Below are 14,025 nucleotides of genomic sequence, written 5' to 3'. Positions count from 1 at the left end.
GTGCTCCTTTAGAAAGTGGCTTGAAGGTTGAAGTGCAGGCGCGACTCCTGCTTCGAGGTGTTCGGCCCTTCGAGTAACGGGTAGCCCCAGTCGAGGCTGCCGGACAGCCATTTGCTGAGGCTGGCGCGGGTGCCGAGGCCGACGCTGGCCAGGGCGTAACTGGCGTCCTGATCCGGCAGTTCGTCGCGCAGGTACAGTTGCGCGCCTTCGGCAAAGGCGTAGAAGCGCCATTCCTGCATCCAGCTGCCGGCGTATTTCGCCAGCGACGGCGTGCGCAGTTCCTGACTGAGCAGCACGCCGTCATCACCGGTGCGCTCGGCCGCCAGATAACCGCGTACCGAAGTCGCGCCGCCGGCGGAAAACTGTTCGTTGGAGACCAGTGGCCCCGACGCCAGCTGGAACGCGCCTTTGCTCGCGCTCTGCCAGTCGTTGTCGAAGGTCCAGGTGAAGTTGCTGTCGCCCTTGAGCACGGCGAAACTCGGGTTGGCGCGGTAGCGTTTGTAGTCGAAGTCTTCGTCGGAGCTGCCGTAACCGAAAATGCTGCGGGTGGCCGCCACCAGGCTCAGACCGAGGCCGAGCTGGCTCTTTTCGGTGTAACGGAAGCCGTTGTAGGCGAAGGTGAACGGCGCGTATTTCAGCGGCACCTTGTCGCTCTCGCCGGACAGCGTCAGGCGCTCGTCGAAGTCCTTGAAGTCGATACCTGCCGACAGCGAGTTCGACCAGTTGCCGCTGGACGGCAGCGTGTAGATCGCCGACACGCCGTAGGAGTGCCCCTTGCCCAACACGTTACTGCCGCCGATGGTGGCGACGTTGCTGTCGGACTGATAACCGGAGAACTGCACGCTCCAGCGCTCGCTCAGCGGCGCGGTGTAGGAAGCCGACCAGACCTTGGCGTTGTCGGTGTCTTGCGGCGCGGTGAAGTACGTCAGGTTGATGCTGTGGCCGAGTTGCCAGAGGTTGTTGTAGCCGAGGCTGGTCACGGCGCGCAGCTTCTCGGTGTCGGCGCTGTAGTCGTTGTTGAGGCCGACGCTGGCGCTCCACGGGTTCTGGTCCTCGACCTGCAAATCGACGTCCATGGTGCCGGGGCGTTGACCTTCGCGCACCAGCGGCATGACCTGGCGGCCCGGGGTCTTGTTGAGCTGCGCCAGTTCGCCCTGTACCTTGGCGAAGTCCGGCACCTCGCCTTCTTTCAGCGCCGGGACGTTGTCGCGGATGTCCAGCGGCGAATAGTGTTTGGCGCCGACCACGCGCACCCGGCCGACCTTGGTTTCGCTGACTTGCAGATAGACGATGCCGTCCGCTACCGCTTGCTCCGGCAGTTCGACGAACACCGATTGGTAGCCGCGTTCCTGATAAGCCTTCTGCAAGGCATCGCGGGCGCCTTCGATGTCAGTCATGGCTTTTTGCGGGCCGAGAAACGGGTACACCGCCTCTTCAATTGCCCGGGCGTCGAGCACGGTGTTGCCGCGCACGAAGTATTCGTTGACGTCCACCAGACGTTGCGGCGCTACGCTTTCGGCGGCCTCTTCGGCGAATGCCGGTTGCGCGCCGGCCGTCACCAGCAGCCAGCCCCACAGCGCCAGCCGTGACGTGAAAATCTGATCCACACTACCCCCTGAATTCGCGATGACCTGGTGGCGCTGTCGCGCGCCTTGTGTGTTGCGTCAGTTGCTGACTGTCGAGGCACCGCTGTGCTTGCCGAGCCAGGTGTGCAGCAGCGCGAAGTTCAACGAGAACTCGGGCATTTGCAGCAAAGCACCGCAGAACACTTCGCCGATGATTTTCTGAATGAGCTGCACCGCACGCGGGTTGTTGAGCAGCGTGGCGATGTCGCGACTGAGGACGTTGAAGCTCCAGACTTTCTGGTTCAGGCCAAGACCGACGAACCAGCGGAAGAGCAGGTTGTAATTGAGTTGCTCATACAGTTGCTGCTCGCTGGGCACCGAATACAGCAGTTGCAGGAGCAGGATGTGCATGACGGTTTGCGCGGGGATGAGCATGCCGGGCTCGGCATTGAGCTCGTGCAACAGGCCTTGGTGGGCGTCGAGCAAGTCGTCGATCTGCGGGCGCAGCAATACCAGCGAATGGCCTGGCGGAATGTAGCTGGAGACCTCTTTCAAGGCGCCCTGCCAGTCATCCTGCGAGACGATCCAGACCCACGGCGCGCCGTAGCGATACACCGAAACCGGCTTCTTGCGCGCGGCCTCGACGATCTTCGACAGGCGCTGATCGAGTTCCTGCATGCCCACTTTCGAGTAGCGTTCCATAGTCCCCATTGCCTCACTCCCGGCGTCCCGCCTCGGCTTGTGAAAAGCGCCCCGTTGGGCCCCTCAAGCGCGTTACATAGGCATGACCGGACTGGCTATGTGCTACCGAACTTTTGTCATAAAAGCTTCATTACAGAATGTGGGAGATGGCGCGGGATGTCAGGTGTACATCAATCTAATGTAGGAGTGAGCCTGCTCGCGATGGCGTTGGATCAGCAAAATACAGTTCAGCTGACAGGACGCTATCGCGAGCAGGCTCACTCCTACAGAGGAAATTTGTGGTGGCTGCGGGTCAGGTGTAGACCGGCCAGGTGTCGACAATCTTGCCGCCACGCACTGCCAGCAGATCACCGAATAGCAGCAGCACGGCTTCAGTCTGGGCCGGGCGCAGGAACACTTGATCTTCGATGGTCAGGCCCACGGCGTTGGAGCCGTTGACCATCTCCTGATTCGAGCTGCGTCCGTACACACCATTGCTCTGTAACCCCGGCGGCGATTCGAACTCGGCCATCCAGTTGCCGCCATAGATGAAATAAGTCTGCCGCTGATTCGGGTCCCACCACGAAAACAATTTGGAATTGTCATCCAGCGCCGGAATGTTCACCGCCCCCGTACTCTTCAACACAGGCGTGGCGATGTAGGTCGCCGGCACGTGGTCAACCAGAGAAGGCAGGTCGTAATGCGTCGGCTTGAGCATCGCCGTGCCCACCGAAACCTCGGTGCTCAACTGCTCGTTTTCATGGATGCGATAACTCGGGCTGCCGGCGGTGTTCAGGCACAGGTTGTCATTCCACAACGTCGGATACTGCTGGCGGGTGAAATCGACGCAGCGCTGATAAATCACCATCACCTTGGCGAACAATTCCTCTGGCGATCCGAGAATCCCCGGCACGCCCATGCCCACAAACGGGTCGTAGCCCATGAACCCGGCGAACTGCAGATGCTGCGGGTTGGCGCTGATCAGCGCGAGCATCTGCCCCAACACATTCACATCACTGACCCCGCCGCGATGCAGGCCGACATCCAGTTCGATGTTGATGCGCATCCGCGTGCCCAGCCCTTGCGCCAACGCCAGGTATTGCTGCAGCCGTACAGGCCCGTCGAGCAGCCATTGCAGTTGCCTGGAAGGATCGAACGGGCCTTTGTGAGTCTGATAAAACAGCTCGGCCGAACGCACCGGCAACGGCTTGCCGAGCAGGATGTCGGACTGGGGAAACGTGACGGCGTCGTGATTGAGGAACGGCTGGTGAAACGACATGAGTTTTTGCGTCCCGGCCCGTTGCGCGATGTAGCTCAACAAGCCCGGCGACGGCAGGGATTTTTCCACCAGACGCAAATGCTTGCCGCCGCGTTTGACCGACTGCATCACCACGTCGATGTTGTGATCGAGGCGATCCAGATCGATCAACAACACCGGGCGCATCGGGCCGTTGTCCTTCAACTCTTTATTCAGCGCGCGAAAATACTCGCTGTACGGGCCGCCACGGTCACTCGGTCGCAGCCAGGCGCCCACGCCCACTAACAAAGCGCCGACACCCAGCGTGCCGAGGAGAAAATTGCGTCGATTGACCGCCATCAGCTCACCCCCAGAATCGACGACAGATGCGCATTGAGAAAGCGTCCGCTCGGGTCCAGCGCCTGACGCACGTCGACAAACTCGCGCCAGCGCGGGTACAGCGGTTGCAGATTCTTCGCGTTGAGCGTGTGCAATTTGCCCCAGTGCGGGCGTCCGTTGTACTTCCAGAAGATCGGCTCGACCGCGGCGAAGAAGTTGTGATGATCCATCTGGTAATGCTGGTGCACCGAGATCGAACAGCTGTCGCGGCCCTCGAACATGCTCAGCGGAATGTCGTCGGCCTTGACGTAGCGGTACTCGATGGGAAACCAGGTGCGCAGGTCCTTGTCCTGAATCAGCTTGAGGATTTCACGCAGACACGCCGGGCCGTGTTCGGCGGGCACCGAGTATTCCATCTCGTTGAAGCGCACGGTGCGCACGTTGGCGTAGATGTCGAACGAGTCGCCGACCCGGTCATCGAAACTTGCCATATGCCGCAGGCTGTTGAGCAGCGTGCGGCGCAGCTCGGGGAAGTCGCTGCCGTATTTGTCGATCTTCTCGATCAGGGTCACGAACTCATTGCCGCCCTCCTCTTCGGGCGGGATCGGCGGCGTGGCCGGGTCGCTGGTTTCGTTGAGGGCGATGGACAGCGCGTAGTCGGAATGGGTGACCACGAGCATTTCCCAGTGCTGGTTTTCCCGGGTGTTTTTGTCGAGGTCTTCCAGCAGCTCTTCGGTCTTGGCGATCCACTGGCGTTCGCGCAGGCGGTAGGCCGGGCGATTTTGCAGACGGATTTTCGTCGCCACGCCCAGTGCCCCAAGGGATACCCGCGCGGCATTGAACACTTCCGGGTGGCGCTGACTGTCGCAGTCCAGCACCTCGCCGTTGGCCGTCACCAGTTGCAGGCCGCAGACATGCGCCGAGTACGACTGAAAGGTTTTGCCGGTGCCGTGGGTCGAGGTGGAAATGGCCCCGGCGAGAGTCTGGTAATCGATATCGGCCATGTTCTGCAGGGCCTGGCCGACGTCCTTCAGCGGCACGCCCATGCGCGACATTGGCGTACCGGCGGCGAATTCGGCCTGCAGGGTGTTCGGATCGTGGTCGAGCAGCCCGGTGAAGTAGCTCAGCGACAGCAAAGTGCCGTCGGTGGGCACCAGTGCGCTGAACGAATGCGCCGAACCGACCGGGCGGATTTTGCCCTGGGCCTGACGAATCGCAGCGCTTAGTTCATCAAGATTCTTCGGCGCCAGCCGCGCCGCCGGCAGGCAACTCTGCCCGCCCGACCAGTTGCGCCAGGGAATCAGTCGCGGGGCGCGCAGCAACTGCCCCAGCGCGGGATTGGCCGCCAATGCGCTGAACGCGCCGACGATACTTGCCCGTTGCAACAACTGACGCCGTGTCAGATCCATGCTCATGCGCGCGCCCTTATTGTGGGAGGGGCTGGTCGGCCATGAAGCCGATCAGTTGCAGGAATTGCTCTTCGCTGCACTCGACGCACTGGCCCATTGGCGGCATGCCGTTGTAGCCGTTGATGGCGTGGTCGAGCAGCGTGTCGGCGCCCTGGCGGATGCGTGGTTCCCAGGCTTTTCGGTCACCGGTCAATGGTGCGTTGGCGGCGGGATTGGCGTGACAGAGCTGGCAGCTGTTGGCGTAGATCTGCGCCAGTACCGGGTCGGTGGGAGTAGCATTGTGAGTGGTCGCCGGCGGTGCGGATTTTTCGTCGCAGCCGCACAGCGTCATGAATAGCGCCAGCAGTAAAGTGAGTGGGATTGCCCGCATAACGATCCTCGAGGGTGGCATCGCTTTTTGTTGTGATCACACCTTAAGGCAGGCACGGCAGCGGGTTGAGGGCATTGCCGGACAACGATGGGGGCAAACGGGGCCAGTCAGGATTGAGCTCGGGCTCGGACAACACCACAAAACCTGTGGGAGCTGGCTTGCCAGCGATAGCGGAGTGTCAGCCAATGAAAGTCGCGGGAGTGCCGGCCTAATCGCTGGCAAGCCAGCTCCCACAGGGTAAACGGCATTGCTGATATCCCTCTGTTCCGCCTCTCTGCGTGACATTCGCGTGACATTCACGGGTTTAAATTCCCGCGCATTCAGGCGTATAACCTGTAAAGACTTTTTGATCTGTATACGGACATCAACACGGGGTAGCGACATGACCACAGCAAACATCCTTGGCAATCTGTTCCCTTCTGTCAGCGACATCCCGGAAAAATACCGCCTCGACGGTCAGGTCGAGCAACGCGAATACCTCGTCGATGGCCAACTGCGGCGCTGGGACGGCCCACTGGCCACGGTGCGCAGCCCGGTGTATCTGCACGGCGAAAACGGCGATGAACAAGTGATTCTCGGCAGCACCCCACTGCTCGACGCCGACACCGCCCTCACCGCCCTCGACGCCGCCGTGCGTGCCTACGATCGCGGTCAGGGCCTGTGGCCGACCATGCGCGTGGCCGAGCGCATTCAGCACGTCGAAGCGTTCCTCGGCCGGATGCGCCAGCAGCGCGAAGCCGTGGTCAAGCTGCTGATGTGGGAGATCGGCAAGAACCTCAAGGACTCGGAAAAAGAGTTCGACCGCACCTGCGACTACATCGTCGACACCATCAATGCACTGAAAGAACTCGACCGCCGCTCCAGCCGTTTCGAACTGGAACAGGACACCCTCGGCCAGATCCGGCGCGTGCCGCTCGGCGTGGCACTGTGCATGGGCCCTTACAACTATCCGCTGAACGAAACCTTCACCACGCTGATTCCGGCGCTGATCATGGGCAACACCGTGGTGTTCAAACCGGCCAAGCTCGGCGTGTTGCTGATCCGCCCGTTGCTCGAAGCGTTCCGCGACAGTTTCCCGACCGGCGTGATCAATGTGATCTACGGCAGCGGCCGCGAAACCGTCAGCGCGCTGATGGCCAGCGGCAAGATCGACATCTTCGCCTTCATCGGCACCAACAAGGCCGCCAGCGACCTGAAAAAGCTGCACCCGAAACCACACCGCTTGCGCGCCGCGCTGGGCCTGGATGCGAAGAACCCCGGCATCGTCCTGCCGGAAGTCGATCTGGATAATGCGGTCAGCGAAGCGGTCACCGGTTCGCTGTCGTTCAACGGCCAGCGCTGCACCGCGCTGAAGATCCTGTTTGTGCACGAGGACGTGGTCGACGCCTTCATCGAAAAATTCAACGCCAAACTCGCCACCCTCAAGCCGGGCATGCCATGGGACAGCGGCGTGGCACTGACGCCGCTGCCGGAGTCGGGCAAGGTCGACTACCTGCACGGTCTGGTGGCCGACGCGCAGAGCAAGGGCGCACAAGTGGTCAACCGGAATGGCGGCGAGAGTCGCGAGTCGTTCTTCTACCCCGCCGTGCTGTACCCGGTGACGCCGCAGATGCGCGTGTACAACGAAGAACAGTTCGGCCCGGTGGTGCCGATCGTGCCGTACCGTCACCTCGATACCGTGATCGATTACGTGCTGGAATCGGACTTCGGCCAGCAACTGAGCCTGTTCGGCACCAACCCGGTGGCGATCGGCCGACTGGTCGACACTTTCGCCAACCAGGTCGGGCGGATCAACCTCAACGCCCAGTGCCAGCGCGGCCCGGACACCTACCCGTTCAACGGGCGCAAGAACTCCGCCGAAGGCACGCTGTCGGTACACGATGCCCTGCGGGTGTTTTCGATCCGCACACTGGTGGCAACCAAGTTCCAGGACAGCAACAAGGACCTGATCAGCGAAATCATTCGCGGCCGCGATTCGAGCTTCCTGACCACCGATTACATCTTCTGACGAGGACTTTGCACTGAGCACCTTCAGCACCCAACGACTGCCACCGCTGCTGCGGCGAATCCTGCGTCCGTTGCTGGACCCGTACCGCCGCTACCAGCACGCCCGATTGATTCACGCGGTGCGGGTAGCGCTGGGGCTGCTGGCGACCATCCTGCTGACCACCGGCATCAACCTGCCCCACGGCGAGTGGGCGTCGGTGACCATGCTGGTGGTGATCGGCGGCCTGCAACACCACGGCAACATCGGCAAGAAAGCCGCCGAACGCGCCACCGGCACCCTGATCGGTGCCGGCGTCGGTCTGCTGCTGGTAGCGCAACAGGCATGGCTGGGCCTGCCGTGGCTGACCTACTTTGCCATGGCGGTGGTCTGCGGGTTCTTCTCCTATCACGCGATCGGCAAGGGCGGCTACACCGCCCTGCTCTCGGCAATCACCGTTTTCATTGTCGCCGGACATGGCGACAACCCGATCACCGATGGCTTGTGGCGCGGGGTCGACATCCTGATCGGCATCGCCCTGGCCCTCGCATTTTCCTTCGCCCTGCCGTTGTACGCGGTGTATTCGTGGCGCTACAACCTGGCTGATGCCTTGCGCGACTGCGCCACGTTGTACGGGCGGATCATTGGCGGCCAACCGGTCAGCGCCGATGAGCATCTGAAGCTGATGGGTCGCGTGACCACGGTGATGGTGCAACTGCGCTCGCTGATGCCTTCGGTGTCCAAGGAGGTAAAGATCTCCATGACCGAACTGGACGCGATTCAACGCAACCTGCGGATGTGCGTCAGCACTCTGGAGATCCTCGGCAACACCCGCCCGGATGCCAACGACCCCGAAGCCATGGCGCACCTGCAATCAGCGCTGCGGGCCGAACACCGGGCGATCCGCATACAGTTGATCGGCATGGCCCGGGCCTTGAAATCCGGCGCCACGCAACGCCTGCAGCGCCCGCTGGAGTTGCCTGACGCCAGCCTCGACACACCGGTCTACAGCACGCTGGACGGTTACCGTTTGCTGACCCGACAACTGGCCGCGAACATTGGTGAGCTGCGTCAGCGTCTGGCGATGACGGCGCCGCGCTGGAACATCTGAATCAACGGAAAAATCCATGTAACAAAGCCGATATCATCACTACAATGCGGCTCACAACGGACGTGTACATGGATGCAAAATGCAGTTCAGGACGAATATCAACGCGTTACGCGCGCTCGCCGTTTTGTCGGTGGTGCTGTTCCATTTCAAGGTGCCCGGGTTCGCAGGCGGATTCGTCGGCGTAGACGTGTTCTTCGTCATCTCCGGGTTCCTGATGACCGGCATCATCGTCAACGGCGTGCAACAGCAGAACTTTTCCCTCCTTGGTTTCTACGCCTCCCGCGCCCGCCGCATCATTCCCGCCCTGCTGGTTCTGTGCGTTGCGCTGCTGATCTTCGGCTATCTGTATCTGCCGCTGGACGATTTGCGCCAGACGATCCGCACGATCAAGAGCAGCCTGCTGTTCAGCTCGAACTTCAGCTTTGCCGAAAGCGGCAATTATTTTGCGGCACCGCTGCATGAAAACTGGTTGTTGCACACCTGGTCATTGTCGGTGGAGTGGCAGTTCTACCTGCTCTATCCCGTGTTGTTAATGGGACTGCACCGGTTCTTCGGTGCCGATAAAACCCGCTTTGCCTTGCTGGCCGTGGCGCTGATTTCGCTGCTGGCGTCCATCGTTGTGACCCGCTTCAACCCGACGTTCGCCTTCTACATGCTACCCACCCGCGCCTGGGAAATGATCGCTGGCGGGCTGGTTTTTATGTTTCCCCTACGATTGAGCCAGCGCGGCGGCGGGATTTGCGAAGGGCTCGGCCTGCTGGCGATTGCCGTCAGCGTGCTGAGCTTTTCTGAAGCGGATCTGTGGCCGGGCTACCTGGCACTGGTGCCGGTACTGGGGACGATGCTGGTGATTCACGCCAACACCCAATCCGTGTTCAGCACAAGTCCTGCGCTGCAGTTTGTCGGGAGCATTTCCTACTCGGTGTACCTCTGGCATTGGCCGCTGGTAGTGCTGCTTTACCTGTGCGGCCTGTTGAGCAGTTGGCCGCACGTGATCGGCGCAATCATTGCCTCGTTCGCCCTCGGCACCCTGTCCTTTTACCTGGTGGAATCGAAGGTGAGGAAAGGTACGAGCGCCACTCGAACAGTGATCAAGTTCGCGTCGCTGACGGTAGCGGTGGTGGCCGTGTCGGCAACGACGTCGTCGCTGGTCAAGCAACACCCCGACTGGCGCCCGGCACTGGTCGAGCTCGGCCAGCCGGAATACACCAGCAAGCTGTATCCGCAGGAGTGCTACCCGAATGCCTATGCGGCGGCGGATTGCAAACTGGGCACGGGTGATGTGTCGGTGATTCTGTACGGCGACAGTCATGCGCAATCCACCGCAGCGGCGGTGCAGATGGAAAATCCTCAGGCGGCGCTGTCATGGTCACGGGGCGGTTGCCCGACCCTGGCGCACTTCGCCATGCACGACAAGACTGTCGAAAGCCAGTGCCGGGGCTTCAATCAGGAAAAGCTGCAACAACTGAAAACCGCGTACGCCGGCGTGCCGGTGGTGCTGTTCAGCCGTGCGGCGCTGTACGCGGATTCAGGGCGGGAAAACAGCTATCGGATTTCCTTTCCTGAGCGCCAGACCGCGTTTGCCGAAGCCTATACCGAAGAGTACGTCAGCACGGTCTGCTCGATCGCTGAAAACCATCCGGTGTATATCGTCAAACCGATCCCGGAGATGCCCTTCAGCGTCTACAAAGGCCTGAATCTGAATCAGCGATTGTTCCGGCAAACCACGGACATTTCCCTGCCGTTGCAGGCATACGAGAAACGCAACCGCATCGCCATCGCAACCATCGAAGCCGCCGCCAGCCGCTGCAACGCGACGGTGATCGACCCGACGCCGTACCTGTGCCCCAACGGCAACTGCATGGGTTCCATGGACGGCGTGCCACTGTACTTTGACGACAATCATCTGGTGGATGCCGGCAATCAGCAGCTCAAGGGCCTGTTCAAGGATCTGATCAAACTGATTTGAGCTGGCGCCGGACTTTCAGGCCCCAGCCCTGTTGCATCCCGGCGGCGGCCAGCAGAATTGCTGCCACCCCGATCCATTGCAGGATCTGCAGGCGATGGCCGAAGGCGAACCAGTCGACGAAAATCGCCGCAATCGGGTAGATGAAGGACAGCGCACCGGTCAGGGCAGTCGGCAGTTTCTGGATCGCGCCGTACAGCAGCACGTACATCAGGCCAGTGTGGACGATGCCCAGCGTCACCAGACTGGCCCAGGCTCCATTGGTTTGCGGCAGGCCGTTGAAGTGCGCGAACGGCGCGAGCAACAGCACTCCGGTGCAGACCTGGATCAGCGCGATCAGATGCGGCGGCGTGCCAGTCAGGCGCTTGATGATCAGCGCCGCCATCGCGTAGAGCAACGCCGCCCCCAACGCCAGCGCAATCCCCAGCAGATATTCGCTACCGCCCTCGCCCTGCCCGCCATGGGCACTGACGATCGCCAGCATGCCGAGAAAGGAAATCGCCAGCCAGAACAGCTTTTGCAAGGTGATTTTCTCGCCGAGAAACAGCGCCGCCAAACCGACCAGCATGAACGGCTGCACGTTGTAGACCGCTGTGCCGATGGCAATCGAGGCCCGGGAATACGAGCCGAACAACAACACCCAGTTGCCGACAATCGCCACCCCACTGAGCACCGCGAGCAGGAACGTGGTGCGGGTCAGAATGCCCGGACGCAAGAAGCCGAACGCCGCGCATATCAGCAGCAAGGTGCCGGCGCCGAACACGCAACGCCAGAACACCACATCCAGCACCGGTTGCCCGGACACCAGCACGAACCAGCCGATGGTCCCGGAAATCAGCATGGCGGCGGTCATTTCCAATGAACCACGGCGGATTGTGTTGTCCATCATCGATCTCCCTAAGCGTTTGACGAAAGCGTGGCAAAAGTATGCCAAGCCGACACCCGGCGTCTCCAGCGCAAAAAGCAGGCTAAACTCGAATTCTGCCTTTTTTATCGCGGGTGGTTTCCCGCAAATGCCTAATACCGGAGTTGCTCTATGACCGACGATATTGACCAGATCCTCATCAGCGCCTTGATGGAAGACTCGCGCCGCTCACTCAAGGCATTGGCGCAGATCAGCGGCCTGTCCTCACCCAGCGTGGCCGAGCGCTTGCGCCGCCTGGAGGAACGCGGCGTGCTCAAGGGCTATACCGTCGAGATCGACCCCAAATGCTTCGGCTATCAGCTCCAGGCCATCGTCCGGGTGCGGCCACTGCCGGGTCAACTGCAGGAGGTGGAGCGGCAGATCATGTCGATCCCGGAGTTCACCGAGTGCGACAAGGTCACCGGGGAAGATTGCTTCATCGCCCGATTGCATGTGCGTTCGATGGAACAGCTGGACACCCTGCTCGACCGCCTCAATACGCTGGCCGAAACCAACACCGCGATCGTCAAGAAAACCCCGGTCAAGCGCCGGTTGCCGCCGATGGCATGAGTGCGTTTCGCGCAGGATTGGCGTAGATTGAGATTTTTCCGGCGAAGGATTGGCGGTAATGAAATTTCAGGCATTGATGCTGTTGGCAGTATTGCTCACCGGGTGCGGAACGGTGCAAACGGTTGCGTTCAACGACAAGTTTTCCGTGAACCAGCTGAAAACCAAGAAAACCTACTGTGGCGCCGTCCCACGCATTTACAGCGGTGCAACCTACGACTTCTGCATGCTGCACGCCGAAAAGCCGGATGACGTCGACGCGTTCAATTACAACAACGCCTCCCTTGGCCTGGTGGTCGATGCAGCAGTTTCGGGTGTGCTGGATACGTTTCTGCTGCCCTACACGATTTACAAGCAACAGGCCGATGGCAGCATCGTGATCAACTGATTGAAAACCTCCAGACGCCGAGACGTCTGGAGGCTGCTGCACTTTACTCAAGCAATTGCTGCAAACTTGGGTCACGCATGACTTTTTGCTGAGGCTGCGAATTGTCGTCGCCTGTCTTGAGCATTTTCAACTTGAGGTTCTGAACCTTGGCGCAGGCGTTCTTGCCATCGGCGTAGATCCCGCTCATGTCACATTTCCATTCGAAATAATTAACCAGACCGCCTGACAGTTGCAGACTGTAGTCCGTGCTCTTGGTGCCTGGCGTGAACGGATGACCCGCCGGAATATTCTGGAACCACTTCATCCATTCCGCAGAACCCGGGCTCGGTATTTTGTCCTTGGGCTGGAAGGTGGGATTCATGATCGCCACCTGTGGCGACTCACCCGTGGCGTGGCAGCTCAGGCAGGAACTGTTGGGGTTGTCTACAGGCCCGTTGAGGCGACCGTTCCAGCCCAGGTGGGTGGGCGGCAGTTCTTTGGTATTGGCGTTGATTGCCGTCTGCTGCAATGCCGGGTTGATTCTGGTTTCAGTCGGCGTCGGATTGGTGAAGTCATTGCCGGTTTCTTTCGGATCGTTACCCCACATGATCCCGACCGGAACGAGATTGTCCCAACCGGCTTTGCCGGTTTTAGCCCCGTTGTACTGGAAGGTGCCGAAAATCCAGCCGGTGTCGCTCATACGGGTATCACGCACGGCGATGTCCATCTGAATGAGCGCAACATCTTTGATCTTGCGATTTGCGGACGTGAAAGTTTCAGTGATATAGCCTTGCCACAACACCGGGTTGACGAGGAACGGTACGGTGGTGCGATCAATATCGGCAAACAATGCCTTGCAGACTACGGTGCCATTGGAAAAGCTTTTGGGTTGCGAAGTGAAGCCAGGATCCGGGTTGTTCGGATCTTTCCAGACCTCGCCAATGGTGTAGGCGCCAATGTCGTTGTAAATGCCCACGGCGTAGGTCTGGCCACTGGCGATCTGCGTCTGTGCCAGTTGTTTGACCGGAATCTGCGCTTCCTTGGTCAGACCATGAATACCTTCACGCCCCAGCGGGCCATAGTGCTGCCAAGGCATGTGGTACCACTGACGCAGCTTGTTCTTCTGTACATTCCAATCGACCTCGACATTGCCTTCCAGGCAATAGTGTTTCACCTCCTCCATGTAGGCACGCCAGGTTTCAAAGTTGTTGTCGGGTTTGGCCGGAAGTTTTTTGAAAAAATCCGGCAGCGCTCCTTGGGGAGCTTGGGTCGGGTAACTCTGGCTGAGTTCGAACAACGGGCCTGAATATTGGCTGGCGGGTGGCTGATAGCCAAAATCGGGGTAGACACCGGCAAGAGTCGAGGCACTGAACAGTGCTGTCGTGATAGCCAATACGGCACGCTTTCCTTGGGGCTGGTTCATCGATGATCTCCTTGATTGGGACAACGCCTGCAGCGACCCATGAATCGAGTCCGACCACCAGGGCCTCCATTATTTTTTTGATAATCAGGGACTCGGCTTGCA

12 protein-coding genes are annotated in these 14,025 nt (G+C 60.3%); 5 read left to right on the top strand and 7 right to left on the bottom strand.

All coding sequences use genetic code 11. The annotated features are described in order from the left end of the window. Positions 1-8: 8 nt before the first annotated feature. From ACOYXG_RS12095 to ACOYXG_RS12075, 5 genes are all read right to left on the bottom strand, one after another. Complete coding sequence (locus ACOYXG_RS12095) at positions 9-1,607, bottom strand: ShlB/FhaC/HecB family hemolysin secretion/activation protein (RefSeq protein ID WP_460357981.1); 1,599 nt, start codon at positions 1,605-1,607, stop codon at positions 9-11. Positions 1,608-1,664: 57 nt separating this feature from the next. Then, positions 1,665-2,276, bottom strand: a complete 612-nt coding sequence (locus ACOYXG_RS12090; RefSeq protein ID WP_007969141.1) for a transposase — start codon at positions 2,274-2,276, stop codon at positions 1,665-1,667. Between the two features lie 283 nt (positions 2,277-2,559). Continuing rightward, a complete protein-coding gene (locus ACOYXG_RS12085) occupies positions 2,560-3,768 on the bottom strand; it encodes a DSD1 family PLP-dependent enzyme (protein WP_460358437.1) in 1,209 nt (402 codons plus the stop codon). 74 nt (positions 3,769-3,842) lie between these two features. Beyond that, entirely contained in the window at positions 3,843-5,171 is a 1,329-nt protein-coding gene (locus ACOYXG_RS12080; RefSeq protein WP_460358434.1) for a D-arabinono-1,4-lactone oxidase, read from the bottom strand. A gap of 76 nt (positions 5,172-5,247) precedes the next feature. Beyond that, complete coding sequence (locus ACOYXG_RS12075) at positions 5,248-5,601, bottom strand: c-type cytochrome (protein ID WP_027613767.1); 354 nt, start codon at positions 5,599-5,601, stop codon at positions 5,248-5,250. A gap of 382 nt (positions 5,602-5,983) precedes the next feature. Here ACOYXG_RS12075 and ACOYXG_RS12070 point away from each other — a divergent pair, with 382 nt between their 5' ends. From ACOYXG_RS12070 to ACOYXG_RS12060, 3 genes are all read left to right on the top strand, one after another. Further along, on the top strand, positions 5,984-7,609 hold the full coding sequence (locus ACOYXG_RS12070; protein WP_097090064.1) for an NADP-dependent glyceraldehyde-3-phosphate dehydrogenase: 1,626 nt from the start codon (positions 5,984-5,986) through the stop codon (positions 7,607-7,609). Positions 7,610-7,655: 46 nt separating this feature from the next. Further along, positions 7,656-8,696, top strand: a complete 1,041-nt coding sequence (locus ACOYXG_RS12065; RefSeq protein ID WP_460358432.1) for an FUSC family protein — start codon at positions 7,656-7,658, stop codon at positions 8,694-8,696. 79 nt (positions 8,697-8,775) lie between these two features. Then, positions 8,776-10,665, top strand: coding sequence for an acyltransferase family protein (locus ACOYXG_RS12060; protein ID WP_460357977.1), 1,890 nt, complete (start codon positions 8,776-8,778; stop codon positions 10,663-10,665). Here the strand turns inward: ACOYXG_RS12060 and ACOYXG_RS12055 are convergent. Continuing rightward, the gene (locus ACOYXG_RS12055; RefSeq protein WP_460358429.1) at positions 10,652-11,548 is read right to left on the bottom strand and encodes a DMT family transporter; all 897 of its coding nucleotides are present in this window, start codon (positions 11,546-11,548) and stop codon (positions 10,652-10,654) included. The genes ACOYXG_RS12060 and ACOYXG_RS12055 overlap by 14 nt on opposite strands. A 150-nt stretch (positions 11,549-11,698) precedes the next feature. On the opposite strand from ACOYXG_RS12055, the gene ACOYXG_RS12050 reads away from it, so the two are divergent. Further along, on the top strand, positions 11,699-12,136 hold the full coding sequence (locus tag ACOYXG_RS12050; RefSeq protein WP_038368669.1) for an Lrp/AsnC family transcriptional regulator: 438 nt from the start codon (positions 11,699-11,701) through the stop codon (positions 12,134-12,136). 58 nt (positions 12,137-12,194) lie between these two features. After that, positions 12,195-12,521, top strand: coding sequence for a YceK/YidQ family lipoprotein (locus ACOYXG_RS12045; protein WP_097090060.1), 327 nt, complete (start codon positions 12,195-12,197; stop codon positions 12,519-12,521). A 43-nt stretch (positions 12,522-12,564) separates the two neighbouring features. Here ACOYXG_RS12045 and ACOYXG_RS12040 read toward each other — a convergent pair whose 3' ends face one another. Then, positions 12,565-13,923 (bottom strand): hypothetical protein, encoded by a 1,359-nt coding sequence (locus ACOYXG_RS12040; protein ID WP_414888041.1) that lies wholly within the window; start codon positions 13,921-13,923, stop codon positions 12,565-12,567. Positions 13,924-14,025 lie beyond the last annotated feature (102 nt).

The organism is Pseudomonas sp. G3-39, from assembly GCF_054790485.1.
This window is presented reverse-complemented; position numbering and strand designations above follow the sequence as displayed.

What these genes read in the sequence shown, in the direction of transcription:
- ACOYXG_RS12055 (WP_460358429.1), bottom strand. Translation starts at nt 11,548, where the DNA reads ATGGACAACACAATCCGCCGTGGTTCATTGGAAATGACCGCCGCCATG.
- ACOYXG_RS12070 (WP_097090064.1), top strand. Translation starts at nt 5,984, where the DNA reads ATGACCACAGCAAACATCCTTGGCAATCTGTTCCCTTCTGTCAGCGAC.
- ACOYXG_RS12075 (WP_027613767.1), bottom strand. Translation starts at nt 5,601, where the DNA reads ATGCGGGCAATCCCACTCACTTTACTGCTGGCGCTATTCATGACGCTG.
- ACOYXG_RS12090 (WP_007969141.1), bottom strand. Translation starts at nt 2,276, where the DNA reads ATGGGGACTATGGAACGCTACTCGAAAGTGGGCATGCAGGAACTCGAT.
- ACOYXG_RS12045 (WP_097090060.1), top strand. Translation starts at nt 12,195, where the DNA reads ATGAAATTTCAGGCATTGATGCTGTTGGCAGTATTGCTCACCGGGTGC.
- ACOYXG_RS12060 (WP_460357977.1), top strand. Translation starts at nt 8,776, where the DNA reads ATGCAGTTCAGGACGAATATCAACGCGTTACGCGCGCTCGCCGTTTTG.
- ACOYXG_RS12050 (WP_038368669.1), top strand. Translation starts at nt 11,699, where the DNA reads ATGACCGACGATATTGACCAGATCCTCATCAGCGCCTTGATGGAAGAC.
- ACOYXG_RS12040 (WP_414888041.1), bottom strand. Translation starts at nt 13,923, where the DNA reads ATGAACCAGCCCCAAGGAAAGCGTGCCGTATTGGCTATCACGACAGCA.